Raw genomic sequence first — 20085 nt, forward strand, 5'->3', positions numbered from 1 at the left:
ATCAAGATCTTGGATCAAACGCATCACGGCAAGCCTCACCGATGAACACCAGCAACGACAGAATCAGCGCCAAGGCAAAAAATGCCGTCAGCCCCAGCCACGGCGCTTGCAGATTGCGCTTGGCCTGGCCGATCAGTTCGCCCAGCGAGGCGGTGCCGGCGGGCATGCCGAAACCGAGGAAATCCAGGGCGGTGAGGGTGGCGATGGCGCCAGTCAGAATGAACGGCAGGTAGGTCAGGGTGGAGGTCATCGCGTTGGGCAGGATGTGCCGCAGCATCAGTTCGCTGTCGGTCAGCCCCAGCGCCCGCGCGGCTTTGACGTATTCCAGATTACGGCCACGCAGGAACTCGGCGCGCACCACGTCGACCAATGCCAGCCAGGAAAACAGCGCCATGATTCCCAGCAGCCACCAGAAACTCGGCGAGACGAACCCGGACAAGATGATCAGCAGATACAGCACCGGCAGCCCCGACCAGATCTCCAGCACCCGTTGCCCGAGCAGGTCGACCCAGCCGCCGTAGTAACCCTGCAGCGCCCCGGCAACGATGCCGACCAGCGCACTGATGCCGGTGAGGATCAGCGCAAACAGAATTGAAATCCGTGTGCCGAAAATCACCCGTGCCAACACGTCCCGCGCCTGATCGTCGGTGCCCAGCCAATTGCTGGAAGAGGGTGGGCTGGGTGCCGGTTCAGTCAGGTCGTAATTGACCGTGTCGTAGCTGAACGGGATCGGCGGAAACAGCATCCAGCCGCCCTGATCCTCGATCAGCCCGTGCACGTAAGCGCTGGCGTAATCCGGCTGGAACGGCAGTTCGCCGCCGAAATCGGTTTCCAGGTATTCGCTGAGAATCGGGAAGTACAAGGCGCCGTGGTAGCGGATCACCAACGGTTTGTCGTTGGCAATCAGTTCGCCGCCGAGGCAGATCAGGCACAGGCCAATGAACAGCCACAGCGACCAGCGTCCACGGCGGTTGGCCTTGAACTGCGCGACCCGGCGCTGACCCAGAGGAGAAAGTGTGAACATCAGGCAGTCCTCGCCGAGAAGTCGATGCGCGGGTCGAGCAGGGTGTAGCAGAGGTCACCGATCAGCTTGATCAGCAGGCCAAACAGGGTGAACAGAAACAGCGCGCCGAACACCACCGGATAGTCACGCGACACTGCCGCCTCGTAACTCATGCGCCCGAGGCCGTCGAGGTTGAAGATGGTTTCGATCAGCAAGGAACCGGCGAAAAACACCTCGATCAGCGCCGAGGGCACACCGGCCACCACCAGCAGCATCGCGTTGCGAAACACGTGGCCGTAGAGCACGCGGCGCTCGGTCAAACCCTTGGCCCGCGCGGTGATCACGTATTGGCGGCTGATCTCGTTGAGGAAGCTGTTTTTGGTGAGGATGGTCAGGGTGGCGAAACCGCCGATCACCAGTGCCGTGACCGGCAACACCAGGTGCCAGAGGTAGTCGCCGACCTTGCCCAGGGTGCTGAGGCTGTCGAAGTTATCCGACACCAGCCCCTGCACCGGGAACCAGTTGACGTAGCTGCCGCCGGCGAACACCACGATCAGTAGCATCGCAAACAGAAACGCCGGCATCGCGTAGCCGATGATGATCGCCGTGCTGCTCCAGACATCGAACGCACTGCCGTTTCTGATTGCCTTGCGGATGCCCAGCGGGATTGAAATCAGGTAGGTGATCAGCGTTGCCCAAAGACCCAGGGATAGTGACACTGGCAGCTTCTGCATGATCAGATCGGTGACCTTGGCGCCGCGAAAGAAACTGCTGCCCAGATCCAGCTGCGCGTAGTTTTTCAGCATCAGCCACAGGCGTTCGTGCATCGGTTTGTCGAAGCCGTAGTGGTGTTTGATTTCTTCGATCAGCGCCGGGTCCAGCCCGCGACTGCTGCGCCCGGCACCGCCAATCGCGGCGACTTCGCCACCACCGCCCATGCCGTGCCCGCCGAAACCTTGCAGGCGCGCAATGGCTTGCTCGACCGGCCCCCCCGGTGCGGCCTGCACAATCACGAAGTTGACCACCAGAATGCACAGCAGCGTGGGGATGATCAGCAGCAAACGTCGACTCAGATAACGCAGCATGTCATTGACCCCCTGCGAGCTGGGTGTGCATCTGTTGCGTGGTCAACGGCTTGGCCGAGACCTCCCACCAGGTGTTGAGGCCTTCGTCGTACGCCGGTTGCACCGCCGGCATGCCGAAGCGGTTCTGATACACCGTCGGCGTGCCCTTGGAGTAGTAGTTGGGAATCATGTAGTAACCCCATTGCAGCACCCGATCGAGGGCGCGGGCGTAATGCACCATGGCGTCGCGGGTGTCGGCCTTGACCAGCCCGTCGATCAGTTGATCGACCGCCGGGTTGGCCAGCACCATCGAGTTCGAACTGCCGACCTGCGTGGCACTTTGCGAGGCGTACAGGCTGTACAGCTCGCGGCCGGGGGAGACGATCGGATCGCCACTGCGCGGGAAACTGGTGACGATCATGTCGTAGTCGCGGGCGTTGAGGCGGTTGACGTATTGCGCCGAGTCGATCCGGCGCAGATTGAGGGTGATGCCGATCTGCGCGAGGGTGCGTTTGAACGGCAAAAGCATGCGGTCGAAACCGCCCTGACCATCGAGGAAGGTGAACTCCAGAGGTTCGCCGGCGGCGTTGACCAGTCGGCTGTGTTGCGGCGTCCAGCCGGCCTCGGCGAGCAGCTTGAGGGCTTGCAGTTGCTTGTCGCGGATGTAGCCGCTGCCGTCGGTTTTCGGTGCCTGATACACCGTGGTGAACACCTCGTCCGGAATCTGCCCGCGCAACGGTTCAAGGATCTTCAGTTCCTCGGCGTCGGGCAGGGCGGTGGCGGCCATTTCACTTTTTGGCCAGAAGCTGTTCTGGCGCACGTAGAAGCCGCGCATCATCTGCTTGTTGGTCCATTCGAAATCCCACAGCAGGCTGATCGCCTGGCGCACGCGGCGATCCTGGAAGATCGGGTTTTGCAGGTTGAACACGAAGCCTTGGGCCGCCGTCGGTTTCTGCGGGGCGAGGATCGCCTGTTGCAAGCGACCGTCACGCAGTGCCGGGCTGTCGTAGCCGACCACGTAGCCGGACGAGGAAAACTCGCGGTTGTAGTCGAAAGCGCCGGCCTGCAACAGTTGGCGCGCGACGTCGGTATCGCCGTAGAAATTCACCGTGAGCGTGTCGAAGTTGTACATGCCGCGACTGACCGGCAGGTCCTTGCCCCACCAGTCCGGGTCGCGCTGGAAACTGATGCTGCGTCCGGCATCGACTTTGCTCACGCGGTACGGGCCGCTGCCCAGCGGGGGTTCGAAGCCGCCGCCGTTGGCGAAATCGCGCGTCTTCCACCAGTGTTCGGGCACCACGCGCAGTGTCGCCAGATCCAGCGCCAGGGTGCGGTTGAGGTTGTTCTTGAAAGTGAAACGCACCTGCCGTGGGCCTTCGATCAGCACGTCCTGCACGTCGGCGTACTGCTGACGATAACTGAGGCTGCCCTTGGTCATCAGCAGGTTGAAGGTGTAGCGCACGTCCTCGGCGGTGATCGGCGTGCCGTCGGCGAAGCGTGCCTTGGGGTTCAGGGTGAAGCGCACCCAGAGGCCTTCGGGATCGCGTTCCATCTGTTGCGCGACCAGACCGTAAACGGTGTAGGGCTCGTCGAGCGAGCGGAACGCCAGCGGCGCATACACCCAGTCGTTGACCTGCACAACGGAAATGCCCTGATCGGCATACGGAGTGATGTAGTTGTACTGGCCGATCTCCATCGACGCGCGGCTGAGCGAACCACCCTTGGGCGCCTTGGGATCAACGAAATCAAAATGCTCGAAACCCGCGGGATACTTCGGCGCCTCGCCGTACACCGTCATTGCGTAGCTGCCGGCGGCCATTGCCGGCACGGCGGCGCAGAGCAAGGCGCCGCCGAGCAGCAGGCCTGCCATGTTGCGCAAAACACTCATGCAATCACTCCTCAAAATCCCTGGAAAAGCTCAGCTCAACCTGTGGGAGATCTACTGTGGGAGGGGGCTTGCTCCCGAAGGCGGTGTGTCAGTCAACACACCCTTCACGGATATACCGCCTTCGGGAGCAAGCCCCCTCCCACAGTGGAAACATCTCCCACAGGAGAGACATCCGGTGCTCTCGGTCAGAAGTGATACGTCATGCGCGCAAACAGCGTGCGGCCCAGCGGGTCGGTGTAGCGCGGGTCATAGCCGCTCTGGAAGTTGTAGGCCTGGTTGGAGAACGGTGGGTTGCGGTCGAACATGTTCTTCATCCCGGCATCGACATCCAGCACCTTGTTGAAGGTGTAGCCGGCCGACAGGTCCCACACCGAATACGAGGCCACGCGCGCATGGGTATCGCGGTCGTAGTCGTTGTAACCGGTGGTGAAGCGGTTGGTCAGCGACGCCCGCGCCGCGCCGAAGGTCCAGCTGCCGGTGAGGTTGTGTTTCCAGCGCGCGATCACGCCGTCACCCTGGAAGTCGCCGACCTTGTCAGTGAACGGGCCCTTGATGGTGCTCTGGAAGTCGTACTCGTCCACGTAGGTGCCTTGCAGGCCCAGACCGAACTGGCCGTAAGGCGTGTTCGGGAAGCGGTAGTCCAGCGACACATCGACACCGTTGGTCTCGACGATGCCGAGGTTGGCGTTGCCGGTGACGATGTAGTTCAGCGTGCCGTCGGCGTTGCGCACGAAGCGATCCGGGTAGCTGCCGGCCTGATCGAACACGGTGGATTCGGGGAACGGCTGGATCTGGTTGGAAATGTGAATCCACCAGAAATCCAGACCCACCGACAGGTTGTTGACCGGTTGATAGACAAAGCCCAGGGTCACGTTACGCGCCTTCTCCGGGGCCAGATCTTCGTTGCCGCCAATCTGGTTGAGGAACTGCTGGCCGCAATCGCGCCCGCCGTTGCCGCCCGGTTGCACCACGCCACCGGTACACAGCACCGGGTCGTTGTAATAGCCCTGGGTGAAGGTGATGCTGCGCGGCGAATACAGCTCGTACAGCGACGGCGCACGGAACCCTTCGCTGTACGCGCCACGCACTACCAGCTCTTTCAAGGGCTGATAACGGAACGAATATTTCGGGTTGGTGGTGCTGCCGAAGTCGCTGTATTTGTCGTGGCGCACGGCGGCGGACAGTTCGAGGCTGTCGAGCACCGGCACGTTGATTTCGGCGTACGCGGCTTTCACGCTGCGGTCGCCCTCGACGCTGCCGGCCGGGTCGATGCCGAGGCTCTGAATGTCGCCGGCAAACTGCTCGAAATCCTGATGGAATTTCTCTTTGCGGTACTCGCCGCCCAGCGCCAGACCGGAGGGACCGGCACCGAACCAGTCGCCGATTTCGCGGCTGATCCTCCCGTCAAACCCGGCGACCCGACCAACAGCGGTGGAATAGGCGCCGTGGTAGGCGGCGGCGTCGATGTACTGCTGACCGGCGGCCGATTGCGGGCCGAACGGGTTGAGCAGACCGCTGGCCAGGCCATCGATCATCGCCTGATCGCTGACATAACCGCTGGTGACGCTGGAGACGATTTTGTTCTGGTTGTACGAGGCGCCGACGTTGTAATCCCAACCGCCGACCAGACCGTCAAAACTCAGCAGAAAGCGCTGGCTGGTGTTCTGGTCTTTCGATTCACGCGGGCCAGCGGCGGTTTCGCGCCAGTTGACGTCGACCGGCTGCGTCGGGTCGAGGGCGAAATCGGTCGGGGCCGGGGTAATGCCGTTGCCGGGGTAGTAGGGCGACGAGGAATCCAGGCTCAGGCCGGTGAGCGGGGCCGGGCCGACTGCGGTGGCGTTGTTGTTGCGTGACCAGAAGTATTCGAGGTTGACGTTGTGATCGTCGCCGAGCTTGCCGGTGGTCTTGCCGAAAAACGAAGTCTTCTCGGTTTGCGGCACCAGGTCGATGTATTCGCGGGTGCTGAAGCGGCATAGGCCATCACGGGCCACCAGGTTGGGGCCGTTGCAATTGCTGTTGGCCAACGGGTTGGTGGCGTTGCCGTTCTGGCTGTAGTTGCCGGGGAATGCGGTGCCGGAGGTCTGGTCCAGGCCACGACCAGGATCGTAGTCGCGGGCGAAGGAGCGGTCGTTGGCATCGAGGTTCTGCTGCTTGTTGTAGTTGAACACGCCGAGCACGTTGAAGCGGTCTTGCTCAAGGTCGCCGTAGCCCCAACTGGCGCTCATGTCTTTGGTCGCGCCGCCGCCGCTGTGGGTCGGGGTTTCGCCACCGAGGGTGAGCTGGCCGTCGGTCAGGGATTTTTTGGTGATGAAGTTGATCACGCCGCCGATGGCGTCGGTGCCGTACAGGGCTGACGCGCCATCGCGCAGCACCTCCACGCGCTCGATCGCGGCAAACGGGATCATGTTCAGATCCACCGCGCCGCCGGCCGAGTTGGTGCCCGACAAGGCGTTGTTCGCCAGGCGTCGGCCGTTGAGCAGCACCAGGGTCTTGTTCGCGCCGATGCCGCGCATGTCGGCAAATGAAGCGCCGCCAGTAGCCGCGCCCACCGAGCCGGCGCTGTTGTTGATCGACTGGCTGCCGGTGATTCGCTGCACCAGTTCGGCGGTGGTGGTCACGCCCTGTTTGCGCAGCTCATCGGCCTTGAGAATGGTGATCGGCACGGCCGTTTCCGCATCGACCCGGCGAATCGCCGAACCCGTCACTTCCACCCGTTGCAGTTGCGTGGTCGGCGCCTCCACCGCTGCCGCAGCGGGCACGGTGGCGTTGTCATCCTCGGCGGCTTGCACAGTCCCGGCGCCCATCCCCATGGCCACCAGATACAACGGAACAAAACGGTGACGAGAGATCGTTGCCACCAAAGGTTTGAGCGTGAAGCGTGGAGTGTTCATCAGCATGGTTGTTTCCGACTTGTCAGACGTTATCGAATTGGCCTTGTGAGCCCCTCATTGCTCCGCTATCGGTGATACCGCGTGCGGAAAACCACTTTCTTCAAGCAAGCCGATCCCCTCCGAAGACGCGTGGCGTTTTTTCGGTCGGCTGGTTGCGACGGGAGTCAGCGAACGGTGGCGGGCGTGCCCTCAATGCGCGCCCGCCACCGCACTCAATGGGTGGTCATCACCGAAATCTTGGTAATGCCCGAGCGTTCGATCGACGCCATGGCTTTCGCCACCTGGCCGTAATTGACGGCGGAGTCGGCCTGCAACTGCACGCGAACTTCGGCGTCCTTGGCCTTGACCTCCTTGAGGCTGGCTTCCAGCGATTCCGGCGCCAGTTCGGTTTTCGCCAGGTAGAACTTGCCGTCCTGATCGACGCTGACCACCACCGGGTCTTTCTTTTCAGCGGGGGCGACGGCATCGGTTTTCGGCAGGTTGACCTTGATCGCGTTGGTCATCAGCGGCGCGGTGACGATGAACACCACCAGCAGCACGAGCATCACGTCCACCAGCGGCGTGACGTTCATTTCGCTGAGCACTTCATCGCTGTCTTGGGTAGAAAAGGACATCAGCTGGCCTCCCGCACGGCGGCTGTGGTTTTGCTGGCGATGGCCTGGCGGCTGATGGAGAACGCGCTGCGCGAGGCCAGGGCGTCGAAGTCGTGGGCGAAGTCATCCATGTCCGCCGAGGCGAGTTTCAGGCGGCGCAGGAAGAAGTTGTAAATCAGCACTGCCGGGACCGCGACGGCGATCCCCACACCTGTGGCGATCAGTGCATGACCGATGGGGCCGGCGACCGCTTCAAGGCTGGCCGAACCGGTTTCGCCAATGCTTTGCAGGGCTTCCATGATTCCCCACACGGTGCCGAACAGACCAATGAACGGCGCGGTGCTGCCGATACTGGCGAGGATCGCCTGACCGTTTTCCAGCGAGCGGCGTTCCTTCTGAATCTGCTGGCGCAGGTTGCGCTCCAGGCGATCGGAACGGTTGATGGTGTGCGCCAGTTGTTGCGTGGTACGTGGCGATTCTTCCACCAGCAAGGCTTCGAAACCGCTGCTGGCGATGCGCGCCAGCGAGCCCGGATACTGGCTGGCGTGTTCGGCGGCAGTCAGCAGATCCGGCGCGCCCCAGAAAGCTTTGCTGAACTGTTTGTTCTGGGATTTCTGGCGCAGGTATTGCGCCGACTTGACCAGCAGGATCGCCCAGCTGACCACGGAAAACAGCACCAGGCCCCAGAGCACACCGGGGACAATCATCGAAGACAGTGAATTGTTCATCGCTACACCTCGCTTGCATTAAGTCGGTTGTGAGTTCGTCGGGTTGTGCCGTTATTGCGGCAATTTGAAATCGATGGTCTGGGTGGCGAAGCCGTCAATCGGCGTGTCACCGCGTTTGGCCGGAATGAACTTCCAGTTCTTCACCGCCGCGACGGCGGCGTCATCCAGTTGCGGCTTGCCGCTGGACTTGGTCACTGTCACCGTGCCGGCGCGACCATTGGCCAGCACCTGAATGCGCAGCACCACGCTGCCTTCCCAATTGCGTCGCAGCGCCAGCGACGGGTATTCCGGCGGCGGGTTGCCAAGGCTGGCGAGACCGGAAATCGCTGCCGATTCCTTGACCGGGCCAGGCGCGGCGGCCGGGGCCGGTGGCGCGCTCGGTGTCGCCGGCGCAGCGGGAGCGGCCGGTTGTGCCGGGGCGGGCGGAGCTTTTGGCGGCTCGACTTTCTTCACTGGTTTGGGCTTCTCGACCGGTTTCGGTTTTTCGATCGGCTTGGGTTTCTCTACCGGTTTTGGCGGTGGCTTGACCGCGTCTTCGTCTTCCACCGGTTGTTCAGGTTCCGGAGGGGGCGGCGGTGGCGGTGGGGGCGGCGGTTCCGGTGTGGGCGGTGCCGGCGGCGTCGGGCTGGTCAACTCGACGGTCATTTCCGGAATCTGCGGCGGAGTCGGCAGTGGCTCGGGTCGGGTCTGCTGGAAAAACCACCAGGCGCCGCCGTGTATCAGCGCCGACACAGCCACCAGCAACAGCATCTGCTGTTTGTTCAACCCGCCGGGTTGCGAGGTATTGGCCGTGAAGGCTGGCCTGTCCGGCGACGGCGGGACGGGCGCTTCCCGTAACGACCCCGGCAGGGTTCTGTGCTTTACCGCATCGTTCATTAAAGCTCCCTCGGGTTGATGAAGGGCAATAAGGTGCCGTCCGAACATTGGGGTGATGTTCGAGTGGGTGGGTGTAACTTTCTTTAAGGTGTGCGCAGGCCGATAGTTGAACTATCCATTGAACAGGGCTTGCTTACAGTTACTGGCTTAGAGCCATCGACTTCGAGTGTTCATTACCCATTCCCTGGTTGTTTTTGTGCCTTATGTAGGAGCTGCCGCAGGCTGCGATCTTTTGATCTTAAAAGCAAAGATCGCAGCCTTCGGCAGCCCCTACAAATTTCGTGTTCGCAGTTCAATTAGCAACCGCTGTGCCAGATATTGCTGAAATGTAGAGCGCTTATTTCATCAATGTTACCCATGTCGCATTTATATAAGTTTTGCCTTGGTCGTGTATTTCTCCGGCCAACAGTTTCCCGTAACGCCCGTGAGTGGAGTTTTTTCAGAGGCGAGTCAGGCTATACGCGGTATCACGCTGATCGGCGGGATAGAGCGGCGGCTTGGCTAACGGCCGGGGCACTTGCTGGTGCGCGGCGGACTGATTTGGTGCGGGTCTCTGTTTTAGCGGATCACGGCGTTTATTCCTTGTTCTTGTTTAAATGAAATCAGTGTTTTCAGTGTTGAGTAGTTCGGGTTGCTGGAGCCGTTTTGGTGCACTTGCAAAGTATTTGAAAGTTATTGTCCGACAATCTCGTTTACGCTCATTTAATACGGCGCTCGTGCAGTAACTTTTGCAGTTGTATTTAAAAAATAAATAGCACGCCATTGTCGGCGAAGAGCTCATCGCCAATCACGGTATGCGGTCATGCAGTCAGGTAATAAAGTACAGGCGCTCGCCGCCGGGACTGTTCGAACGAACTCGGCGTTGTGGATAAACAAGCAAGCAGCGGTTGATGCGGCAGAGCGTTTGAAGATTCACGCGGTGAACTCCTTGTTGCCAGCTCGGATACGCGAACTTTTGGTTCGGTATCGCACCTTACAAGAACGCGGATAGCGTTCGATGATTGCTCTTGGTGCGGGATGGGCACCGCCAGCGCTGTTTTGCGAGGTTTGAATTCGCAAGTCGCCAATGCATGGGAAAAACGTGCCAAAGCGGATACACCCGCTATAAATAGGGCTACACAGATCTGTCGAGATCGAGGAGGGGGCATGTATCAACTGTACGGACATCGCAATTCAGGTGCCGCAGCCATCGAGGCGGCGCTGGAGTTATGCCAGATCGCCTATCGCTTTATCGATATCGAAGCCTCGACCGAGGCCGCGGAGGCACTGGCGCGCCTCAATCCACTGAAGCAGGTGCCGACCCTGCAATTGCCCGATGGCAGTGCGATCACCGAGAGTGTGGCGATTCTGATTCATCTGGGCCTGAGCTTTCCCGAATCCGGCCTGTTGCCGGCCAAGGCTGCCGATCGCGATCAGGCGATTCGCGGCATGGTCTACATCGCCAGCAATTGCTATGCGGCCATCGGCGTCATCGATTATCCCGAGCGCTGGCTGGTGATGCCGGACGAAGCCTCACGGCAGAACCTGATGGCCGGCGCACGTGAGCGCCTGCACTGGAGTTGGGAAGTGTTTGCCGACCAGTTTTCCGCCGAGTTGTACCTGGACGACGAAGCGCCCGGCGCGCTGGACGTGCTGGCGGCAGTGGTGACGCGCTGGGCGGGGAGCCGCGAGCATCTGCGCCAGACCCGTCCAGGGTTTTATGCGTGGCTGCAACGCATCGACCGGCACCCGGTGCTGGCGCCGGTGTTTGCCCGGCATTGGCCGTCCTGAACACCCGGTAAACCAATGTGGGAGCGGGCTTGCTCGCGAATGCGGTGTGTCAGTCAGAGATGTTTCGACTGATACACCGCATTCGCGAGCAAGCCCGCTCCCACAGGGGATTTGCGGTGCTCGGACGGAAGGAGATCACTCCCCGCGAATGTACTGCTCCAACTGCTTGATCAGCTCTGCCTGTTCGGCAATCGCCTCTTTCACCAGGTCGCCGATCGACAGCAGGCCGATCAGCTTGCCGTTCTCCACCACCGGCAAGTGGCGCAGGCGTTTGTCGGACATGATGCCCAGGCAGGTGTCGACGGTCTGGTGGGTGTCCACGGTGATGACATCCTTGACCATGATGTCGCGCACCGGTGTGCCGACTGACGAGCGCCCGTGCAGTACCAGTTTGCGTGCGTAATCACGCTCACTGATGATGCCGACCACTTTGTCATCTTCCATCACCACCAAGGCCCCGACGTTTTTTTCGGCCATTTTCATCAGCGCTTCGAGCACCATGTGACCGGGATCGATATGGTGCACTTCCTGATTTTTCTGATCTTTGAGTTTGAGCAGTTGGGCGACGGTCTTCATGGCGGTTACTCAGGTGTTGTCGTTGTTCTTCAAGCATCGTAGACCCTTGCGCGCAGGGCAAGGTGGCAAAGCGGCAGATAGCACGCAAAAAACGTCATTTGGCGGTTTTTCCGGGTTGGCTCTAACCCTGTGGCGAGGGAGCTTGCTCCCGCTGGACTGCGTAGCAGGCCCAAACCCTGAGAATTCGGTTTGTCTGATACGCCGCATTGCCTGGTTTTGCGACTGCTGCACAGCCGAGCGGGAGCAAGCTCCCTCGCCACAGGGGATGGGGTTATCTCGGACGATGCCGCGTAGAATGCCCCTCTGATTCAATTCCTGAGGTTGCAGTGGTGGATTTACAGCAGGGCTTCGTCCTGACCCGGCATTGGCGCGATACCCCGGCCGGCACCGAAGTCGAGTTCTGGCTGGCGACCGACGCCGGGCCGCGCCGTGTGCGCCTGGCGCCGCAAACGTCGGTAGCGTTTATCCCTGCCGCACAACGCGAAGCGGCCGAACGCCTGCTGCACGACGAAAAGAACGTCGAACTGCGACCATTGGCCTTGCAGGATTTCGAACATCGCCCGGTGTTGGGCCTGTATTGCCAGCAACACGGCCAGTTGATGCGCCTGGAAACCGCGCTCAGCCGGGCCGGGGTCGACGTCTTTGAGGCCGATGTGCGTCCGCCCGAGCGTTATCTGATGGAGCGTTTCATCACCGCACCAGTGCTGTTCGGCGGTAGCGCCGACGCTGACGGCGTATTGCTCAACGCCCAACTTAAACCTGATCCGAAATACCGACCTCAACTACGGCTGGTCTCGCTGGATATCGAAACCACCGAAACCGGCGAGCTTTATTCCATTGCCCTCGAAGGCTGCGGCCAGCGTCAGGTGTACATGCTCGGCGCGCCCAACGGCGACGCCAGCATCGTCGACTTCGATCTCGAATACTGTGATTCGCGCACCGTGATCCTGAAAAAGCTCAACGACTGGTTCGCGCTGCACGACCCCGACGCAATCATCGGCTGGAACGTCGTGCAGTTCGACCTGCGCATCCTTCACGAACACGCGCGACGCCTCGGTGTGCCGCTGAAAATCGGCCGTGGCGGTGAGGAGATGCAGTGGCGCGAACACGGCAGCCGCACGCACTACTTTGCCTCGGCAGCGGGGCGCTTGATCATCGACGGCATCGAATCGCTGCGTTCGGCGACCTGGAGTTTTCCCTCGTTCAGCCTGGAAAACGTCGCCCAGACCTTGCTCGGCGAGGGCAAGGCGATCGACAACCCGTACCAGCGCATGGACGAAATCAACCGCATGTTCGCCGAGGACAAACCGGCGCTCGCCAAGTACAACCTTAAGGACTGTGAGCTGGTCACGCGGATCTTCGCCAAGACCGAGCTGCTGACGTTTCTCCTGGAACGCGCCAGCGTTACCGGCCTGCCTGCGGATCGCAGCGGCGGCTCGGTGGCGGCGTTTACCCATTTGTATATGCCGCTGATGCACCGTCAGGGTTTCGTTGCGCCGAACCTGGGCACCAATCCGCCACAGGCCAGCCCCGGTGGCTTCGTCATGGATTCGCAGCCGGGGCTGTACGAGTCGGTGCTGGTGCTCGATTACAAGAGCCTGTATCCGTCGATCATCCGCACCTTTCTGATCGACCCGGTGGGTCTGATCGAAGGCCTGCAACACCCGGACGATGCCGATTCGGTGCCGGGTTTTCGCGGCGCACGGTTTTCGCGCACCCGGCATTGCCTGCCGTCGATTGTCGCGCGGGTCGCCGAGGGCCGCGAGACCGCCAAGCGCGAGCACAACGCACCGTTGTCGCAAGCGCTGAAGATCATCATGAACGCCTTCTACGGCGTGCTCGGTTCCAGCGGTTGCCGGTTTTTCGATACGCGTCTGGCGTCGTCGATCACTCTGCGCGGCCACGAGATCATGCTGCGCACCCGTCAACTCATCGAAGCGCAGGGCCACGCGGTGATCTACGGCGACACCGACTCGACCTTCGTCTGGCTGCGTCGCGCGCATGGGCAGGAGGAAGCGGCGCAGATCGGGCAGGCGCTGGTCAAGCACGTCAACGACTGGTGGCGCGAGCACGTGCGTAAGGAATACGGCCTGCAAAGCGCCCTCGAATTGCAGTACGAGACCCACTACAAACGCTTTCTGATGCCGACCATTCGCGGCGCCGAGGAGGGCAGCAAGAAGCGCTACGCCGGACTGGTGACACGCGCCGATGGCAGCGAAGAAATGGTCTACAAGGGCCTGGAAACCGTGCGCACCGACTGGTCGCTGCTGGCCCGGCAGTTCCAGCAGGAACTCTACGAGCGGATTTTCCAGCGCAAGCCGTATCAGGATTACGTGCGCGATTACGTGCGCAAGACCCTGGCCGGCGAGTTCGATGAGCGACTGGTCTACCGCAAACGCCTGCGCCGCACCCTCGACGACTACGAACGCAACGTACCGCCGCATGTTCGCGCTGCACGGCTGGCAGACGATTACAACGCGCGGCAGGGTCGCCCGCGGCAATACCAGAACGGCGGCTGGATCAGTTACGTCATCACCCTGGCCGGGCCGGAACCGCTGGAAGTGCGTCGCGCCGCGATTGACTACGACCACTACATCACCCGCCAGCTGCAACCGGTGGCGGACGCGATTCTGCCGTTCGTCGACGACGATTTCTCAACCCTGATCGGGGGGCAACTGGGCCTGTTTTGAGTCCAGCAGTTGCAGGGTCCATTCATCGAGGATGCCGTGGAAGTAGCGCTCCAGTGCCTGAGCAAACGGGCAATCTTCGGCGCTGAACTGCGCAAACAGGGTCATCGAGGAGTGGAATTTCAGGTCATCCGGGTGGCCGAAAATCTCGGCAATCGAACGCTGGCGGATGTTCAGCACCAGTTGCGTGCAGGTGCGCAGCCGCGCACCGAGCAGGTCGTGGGCCAGATAGGCCCGCGCCTCGTCAGCGGATTGAATGGCGAAGCGCCTGGACATTTCGCTGCCGCCCAGCCCGGCGAACTGCGGGAACACAAACCACATCCAGTGGCTGCGCTTGCGCCCCTCGTTGAGCTCACGCTGGACCCGTTCGAACACCGGGTCCTGGGCCTGGACGAAACGCTGCAGATTGAACGGGTCGTACTGATCAGTGCTTCTCATGACGAAGCCCTCGCCAGCAGCCAGCGACTCAGACCATCGCCAGCCGCTGCTTGCGTTGTGGCGCTTTGAATACCTGGTCCAGCGCCGCCAGATCCCCGGCATCCAGTTGCAACTGCGCCGCTTGTGCATTGAGTTGCACGTGTTCCGGTCGCACAGCCTTGGGAATCGCAATTACACCATCCTGACGCAGAATCCACGCCAGCGAAACCTGTGCCGGAGTCACGTTGTGACGGGCGGCAATCTTGTTCAGTACCGGTTCGGCCAGCATCGCACCGCCCTGGCCGATCGGGCAGTACGCCATCAACGGCATGCGCTCCTGTTGGCACCATGGCAGCAAGTCGAATTCGACGCCGCGCTCCTCCAGGTTGTACAGCACCTGATTGGTCGCGCAGGCCGGGTTGGCCAGTTCTTCGAGGTCATCGACATCGAAATTCGACACGCCCCAACGGCCGATCTTGCCGTCCTCGCGCAGGCGTTCGAAGGCTTCGACGGTTTCTTCCAGCGGATACTGGCCGCGCCAGTGCAGCAGATAGAGGTCGATGTAGTCGGTGTCGAGCCGGCGCTGACTGCGCTCGCAGGCTTGCGGGATGCCTTTGCGGCTGGCGTTGTGCGGATAGACTTTGCTCACCAGAAACACCTGATCACGCAGGCCGGCAATGGCTTCGCCGACCACGCTTTCGGCGCCGCCTTCGGCGTACATTTCTGCGGTGTCGATGAGGGTCATGCCCAACTCGATACCTTGTCGCAGCGCGGACACTTCACGCTGGTGCGCCGAACGGTCTTCGCCCATGCGCCAGGTGCCCTGGCCGATCACTGGAACCTGCACGCCTGCCAGTTCAAGGGTACGCATTCAAACCTCCTGTGCTGATGGTCATACCTTAGTGGGCAGCAGGATAGCGCAGGGGTTCCATGGGGCTCAAAAGCAAAAGATCGCAGCCTTCGGCAGCTCCTACAGGAGGGATGGGGTCCCACTGTAGGAGCTGCCGCAGGCTGCGATCTCTTGATCTTCAGCTTTTACCTGGCAGAAAACTTCAACACCACGCTATGGTTGTAAGTCTGCCCCGGATCCAGCCGCGTGCTCGGGAAGTCCGGCTGATTCGGCGCATCCGGATAGTGCTGGGTCTCCAGGGTAAACGCGCCCCAGTGCGGATAGACCTTGCCACCCTTGCCCTTGACCGTGCCGTCGAGGAAGTTACTGGTATAGAACTGCACACCAGGCTCGCTGGTGAACAACTGCAAATGCCGCCCTGACTGCGGATCGCTGACCTCGGCGGCGACTTTGCTCACATCACCTTTGGTATCCAGCACCCAGTTGAAATCGAAGCCACCCTGTTTCGGTTCGGCGAATTTCAGCTGCGGGTGATCGGCCTTGATGCGCGTACCAATGGCGGTGGGTTTGGTGAAGTCCATTGGTGTGCCGGCCACTGGCGCCAGTTCGCCGGTCGGGATCAGTTTGCCGGTGACCGGGGTGTAATGGCTGGCGTGCAAGGTGGCAACCTGCTTGAGGATGTCGCCATTGCCGGCACCCGCGAGGTTGAAGTAGCTGTGGTTGGTCAGGTTGAGCACCGTCGGTTTATCAGTGCTGGCCTTATAGTCGATGCGCAACTCGTTGCTGTCGGTCAGGCGGTAGGTCACTTCGGTGGTGAGGTTGCCGGGGAAGCCCATTTCACCGTCCGCCGACAGATAGGTCAGGGTCACGCCGACTGAATCCTTGTCCTTGGTTTCCTGCGCTTTCCAGACCTTCTTGTCGAAGCCCTGAGTGCCGCCGTGCAAAGCGTTGGACTTGTCGTTCTGCGGCACCTGATAGCGCTTGCCGTCCAGTTCGAAGGCGCCGTCGGCGAGGCGATTGCCGAAACGGCCGATGGTCGCGCCGAAATACGCCGTGCCTTTCTGGTAACCCTGAACATCGTCGAAACCCAGTACTACATCGGCGGCTTTGCCGTGTTTGTCCGGCACCAGCAGTGATTGCAGGGTGGCGCCGTAGGTGATGACGGTCGCCTGCATGCCGTGGCTGTTGCGCAGGATGTATTGCTCGACGGGCGTGCCGTCGTTGGTTTTGCCGAAGGCTTTGTGTTCAGCGGTCAGGCCCGCCGCATTGGCGGAAAGGGTGGCAATCATCAGGGACAGTCCGAGGCCGGAGAGCAGGTGACGTGATTGAAGCATGGTTGACCTTCCTTTTTGTTGTTGTTTTCAAAACACCACAATTCCCCTGTAGGAGCTGCCGAAGGCTGCGATCTTTTGATCTTCGTTTTTTAGAATCAAGATCAATAGATCGCAGCCTGCGGCAGCTCCTACATGGTACTAGTCAATCTATTTTGACGTCTGAAGAAGATTTATAGTTGATTGATCGTGTATTTCAACAATAAAGACTGACTAATTGGCTTGACGCTCCTTCGCCGTCAATCGACCGGGAAAATCCGCCACTGCACTTTTTCGCAATTGCCGGCTCTATCCATGGCCAGGATGCGGCGACGCCCGCCGCACAGGAATGTGCCTGTTCGAGAATTCATGCCGAGAGTTTTTCATCAGATCGCCCGATTTGTTCACCGCCCGTGCCTGGTGCTGGCCTGTCTGTCATTGCTGTCTGTCAGCGGTTGCTCGCATCAGGACGGCAATGGCTTTATCGCTCAGATGCGTGAAGGACAACCGCAGGAATTCCTGCAGACCAGCGTCGACCGCATGGCCACGCTGGCGATGCGCGACAACCTCAACAGTCTTTATCGGCTAATGGGCAAGCTGTACCTGCGCAACCCGGAAGAGCTGCGCAAATCGGGATTCCTCGACATCAACACCGCGGTGAAACAGGTGCGCCTGGCGGTCGAGCAGCAGCAACCGTTGCCCGTGCTGGGCGGCCGCAAGGATCTCGCAGCGCTCAGCTACGCGATGAGTCCGGAGTTTCTCGGGGATCGGGTCGGCGCCTTCATCTATGCCATCGGCAGCATGCTGGTCACCGCCCATGGCAATCGCGTCGAGTTCTACATGACTGATGCGATCAACCCGACCTTCGTCCACAACGCCGCGCGCAACATCGAGAAAGCCACGTGGATTCTGGCCCAGCGCCAGAACAAGGAAGGCCAGCCGTTGCTGTTCTCCAACGAAATCTCGGAGGAGGGCAGCAACCTCAGCTTCGCCACCGAGTTCGGCAAGATCGTCGCGCGGCTCGATCTGCTGACGCAGATGCTCGACGAACGCTACCGGCGCATCGGGTTGAATTATGCGCAGAGTCTGTTGTTCCTGAATTTCCTGCCGGTGCAATAAAACCGTGGGGAGCGGGAGTGGTATCGAGAAGGCATAACGATAGACCGCATCGATATATGTGGTTATATGAAAAATCGCTATGCTGCGGGCCAGATTTTTCCTGTCGTTTTTCTGGACGTCTTAATGGAATTGGCAAATTTCGGCCTGGTGATTGCCGGGCTGGTGGTGGGTTTTATTGTCGGCATGACCGGTGTCGGCGGCGGTTCGTTGATGACGCCGATCCTGCTGTGGTTCGGCATCAACCCGGCAACAGCGGTGGGCACTGACCTGCTGTATGCGGCCATTACCAAATCCAGTGGCGTGCTGGTGCACAAGAAGAACAACAACATCGACTGGGCCATCACTGGATGGCTGACCCTCGGCAGCGTGCCGGCAGTCGCCATGACGTTGTGGTTTCTCAGCACCCTGCACACCGCGCCCGAAGCGATGAACGCGATCATCAAACAAGCCTTGGGCTTCGTGCTGTTCGCCACGGCGCTGGCGATTCTGTTCAAGAAACGCCTGCTCGAATTCGCCCACAAACGCGCGGGCGGCCACTACAACCCGAGCGGCGCGCGCCTGAATGTGATGACGGTGATCACCGGGTTGATCCTCGGCACCATGGTCGCCCTGACCTCGATCGGCGCTGGCGCCCTCGGCACCGTCGCGTTGTTCATCCTCTATCCGCTGCTGCCGACCCGGCGGCTGGTCGGCACCGAAATCGCCCACGCCGTGCCGCTGACGCTGGTTGCAGGTCTGGGCCACGCGAGCATGGGCAACATGGACTGGGGCGTGCTGGGCTTTTTGCTCATGGGTTCGTTGCCGGGCATCTGGCTCGGCAGCCACCTGACCGGGCGCATTTCCGATGAATTGCTGCGCCCGTGCCTGGCGACCATGTTGCTGTTGATCGGCTATAAACTGGCGTTCTGAACCAGCCCTTTCGAGACGCCGCAGTCCCCCTGTAGGAGCTGCCGCAGGCTGCGATCTTTTGACCTTGAAAATCAAAAGATCGCAGCCTGCGGCAGCTCCTACAGTGGGTCTTGAAGGATGTTGAATTTCATGACGGTCACTGGCAGTTCTTCGTAAACCAGATCCTCGACCACCTCCCACCCCAGCCGCGCATACAGCGATTGCGCGGCGTCGGTGTACAGATACAACTCGGTCACTCCCAGCGCCGCCGCTTCATCGACGATCCGATTGACCAGCTGCGAAGCAACCCCGCGTCCACGCTCCTCGGCCTTCACATAAACCCCGGCCAGCCACGGCGTCAGTTGCGGGCGGATCTTCATGTCGCTGTCGATCAGCAGCGCCCCACCGAGCAATCTGCCGTCTTCAATGGCCACCACCACGCTGGGAACCGCACCCTTGCCGCAGGCCGCGCGCATTCGCTCGGTGCGGGCTTCAAGAGTATCGCCGTCACGGAATTCGCCCCATTCCTTGAAATTGAGCGCAGCCAGTTCCTCAATCAAATGCGGGTGATCGCAAAGGTAGTCGATGTGCATGGGTTGAACTCCATTTCGTGGGCAGAACGACCACCCTAATGCGCTCATAAAAGGTAATCAAATCCGCGTCACGATTACCCCGGTGCGGTTGCGCAATGACGCGGCTGGCCTAAGCTTCTGACAAGGCGAAACATATTTGCCGGGCACGACCCCGGAACAATCGCCGCGATGCGCAATCATTAGAGCGTGGATATCAAAAGGAGATGCGCATGCTCATCAGGTCACTGACCCTGACACTCTTGCTGGCGATTGCCGGCCCCTTGTTCGCCGCTGACAACGATTCGCCCATAGCCGGGGACATGGGGCGGGCCCGACCGTTGATCGTGATCGCACAAAGCACCGTCGACCCGGTGTGGGTGGGGCTGAAAAAGTCGCTGGAAGATCCGGCGAACAAGAAGGGCGTCACCGATCGCAACATCAAGGTCTACACCATTCTCAATATGGCCGGCCAGCTCGACGGCAAGGATCTTGGTCAGCAGGACACCATGGCCCTGTTGCGTTCGTTGAAGCTGGGCGCCGGGGCGTATCCAAAAGTCTTCCTGGTGGGCAAGGACGGCGAGATCAAGCTTTCGGCCTCGGGTGATGAAGCGAAATCGGTGGACCTGAAGAAAATCTTCGACACTATCGACGCCATGCCAATGGCCGAGAAAGAAGCGGCCGCTGCAGCCGCCGCTCAGCCCCCGGCCGCCGCTGAGTCTGAACCGGCCAAAGGTGTAAAGGGGGCCAAACCGGGCAAGCCTGCGAAACCGAGCAAGCCACCGCAGATGCCGGATGACTGATGGCGTGGCCTGAATCAGAAAAATGGGCGACCTCTGCAGGTCGCCCATTTTTA

Annotated in this window: 17 protein-coding genes; 5 read left to right on the plus strand and 12 right to left on the minus strand. The window is 60.8% G+C overall.

The window, feature by feature from the left end; translation table 11 throughout:
• Position 1: 1 nt before the first annotated feature.
• From ACS4NR_RS04105 to ACS4NR_RS04135, 7 genes are all read right to left on the minus strand, one after another.
• Complete coding sequence (locus ACS4NR_RS04105) at positions 2-1024, minus strand: ABC transporter permease (protein WP_115985656.1); 1023 nt, start codon at positions 1022-1024, stop codon at positions 2-4.
• Complete coding sequence (locus ACS4NR_RS04110; RefSeq protein WP_166496675.1) at positions 1024-2088, minus strand: microcin C ABC transporter permease YejB; 1065 nt, start codon at positions 2086-2088, stop codon at positions 1024-1026. The genes ACS4NR_RS04105 and ACS4NR_RS04110 overlap by 1 nt, the downstream gene beginning before the upstream one ends.
• Before the next feature lies 1 nt (position 2089).
• Entirely contained in the window at positions 2090-3955 is a 1866-nt protein-coding gene (locus ACS4NR_RS04115) for an extracellular solute-binding protein (protein ID WP_456019159.1), read from the minus strand.
• 185 nt (positions 3956-4140) lie between these two features.
• On the minus strand, positions 4141-6852 hold the full coding sequence (locus ACS4NR_RS04120) for a TonB-dependent receptor (protein ID WP_456019160.1): 2712 nt from the start codon (positions 6850-6852) through the stop codon (positions 4141-4143).
• Positions 6853-7058: 206 nt separating this feature from the next.
• Positions 7059-7460 carry an ExbD/TolR family protein gene (locus ACS4NR_RS04125; RefSeq protein ID WP_007918272.1) on the minus strand — a complete coding sequence of 134 codons (402 nt, stop codon included), beginning with the start codon at positions 7458-7460 and terminating at the stop codon, positions 7059-7061.
• Positions 7460-8167 carry a MotA/TolQ/ExbB proton channel family protein gene (locus tag ACS4NR_RS04130; protein ID WP_095138764.1) on the minus strand — a complete coding sequence of 236 codons (708 nt, stop codon included), beginning with the start codon at positions 8165-8167 and terminating at the stop codon, positions 7460-7462. Before ACS4NR_RS04130 ends, ACS4NR_RS04125 begins: the two co-directional genes overlap by 1 nt.
• 51 nt (positions 8168-8218) lie before the next feature.
• The gene (locus ACS4NR_RS04135) at positions 8219-9043 is read right to left on the minus strand and encodes an energy transducer TonB (protein WP_095138765.1); all 825 of its coding nucleotides are present in this window, start codon (positions 9041-9043) and stop codon (positions 8219-8221) included.
• 1146 nt (positions 9044-10189) lie between these two features.
• Between ACS4NR_RS04135 and ACS4NR_RS04140 the strand changes: the two genes are divergently transcribed.
• Positions 10190-10813, plus strand: coding sequence for a glutathione S-transferase (locus tag ACS4NR_RS04140; RefSeq protein WP_456019161.1), 624 nt, complete (start codon positions 10190-10192; stop codon positions 10811-10813).
• 135 nt (positions 10814-10948) lie between these two features.
• Here ACS4NR_RS04140 and ACS4NR_RS04145 read toward each other — a convergent pair whose 3' ends face one another.
• Positions 10949-11389: a CBS domain-containing protein gene (locus ACS4NR_RS04145; protein ID WP_027613875.1), complete on the minus strand. Its 441-nt coding sequence runs from the start codon at positions 11387-11389 to the stop codon at positions 10949-10951.
• A gap of 329 nt (positions 11390-11718) precedes the next feature.
• On the opposite strand from ACS4NR_RS04145, the gene ACS4NR_RS04150 reads away from it, so the two are divergent.
• Positions 11719-14079 carry a DNA polymerase II gene (locus tag ACS4NR_RS04150; RefSeq protein ID WP_456019162.1) on the plus strand — a complete coding sequence of 787 codons (2361 nt, stop codon included), beginning with the start codon at positions 11719-11721 and terminating at the stop codon, positions 14077-14079.
• On the opposite strand, the gene ACS4NR_RS04155 is transcribed toward ACS4NR_RS04150, so the two are convergent.
• The 3 genes from ACS4NR_RS04155 to ACS4NR_RS04165 all read right to left on the minus strand — a co-directional run bounded on the left by ACS4NR_RS04155 (position 14044) and on the right by ACS4NR_RS04165 (position 16677).
• Complete coding sequence (locus ACS4NR_RS04155) at positions 14044-14514, minus strand: DUF1810 domain-containing protein (protein ID WP_456019163.1); 471 nt, start codon at positions 14512-14514, stop codon at positions 14044-14046. The genes ACS4NR_RS04150 and ACS4NR_RS04155 overlap by 36 nt on opposite strands.
• Positions 14515-14542: 28 nt before the next feature.
• Positions 14543-15364 carry an aldo/keto reductase gene (locus ACS4NR_RS04160; RefSeq protein ID WP_456019164.1) on the minus strand — a complete coding sequence of 274 codons (822 nt, stop codon included), beginning with the start codon at positions 15362-15364 and terminating at the stop codon, positions 14543-14545.
• 164 nt (positions 15365-15528) lie between these two features.
• Positions 15529-16677: an aldose epimerase family protein gene (locus tag ACS4NR_RS04165; RefSeq protein ID WP_456019165.1), complete on the minus strand. Its 1149-nt coding sequence runs from the start codon at positions 16675-16677 to the stop codon at positions 15529-15531.
• Positions 16678-17022: 345 nt separating this feature from the next.
• Between ACS4NR_RS04165 and ACS4NR_RS04170 the strand changes: the two genes are divergently transcribed.
• Complete coding sequence (locus ACS4NR_RS04170; RefSeq protein WP_456019166.1) at positions 17023-17772, plus strand: hypothetical protein; 750 nt, start codon at positions 17023-17025, stop codon at positions 17770-17772.
• 123 nt (positions 17773-17895) lie between these two features.
• Positions 17896-18681, plus strand: coding sequence for a sulfite exporter TauE/SafE family protein (locus tag ACS4NR_RS04175; protein WP_456019167.1), 786 nt, complete (start codon positions 17896-17898; stop codon positions 18679-18681).
• 98 nt (positions 18682-18779) lie between these two features.
• Here the strand turns inward: ACS4NR_RS04175 and ACS4NR_RS04180 are convergent, their stop codons facing one another.
• Entirely contained in the window at positions 18780-19253 is a 474-nt protein-coding gene (locus ACS4NR_RS04180; protein WP_456019168.1) for a GNAT family N-acetyltransferase, read from the minus strand.
• A gap of 209 nt (positions 19254-19462) precedes the next feature.
• On the opposite strand from ACS4NR_RS04180, the gene ACS4NR_RS04185 reads away from it, so the two are divergent.
• A complete protein-coding gene (locus ACS4NR_RS04185) occupies positions 19463-20032 on the plus strand; it encodes a DUF4174 domain-containing protein (RefSeq protein WP_456019169.1) in 570 nt (189 codons plus the stop codon).
• The last annotated feature ends 53 nt before the right edge of the window (positions 20033-20085 follow it).

Source organism: Pseudomonas sp. JQ36 (genome assembly GCF_053851495.1).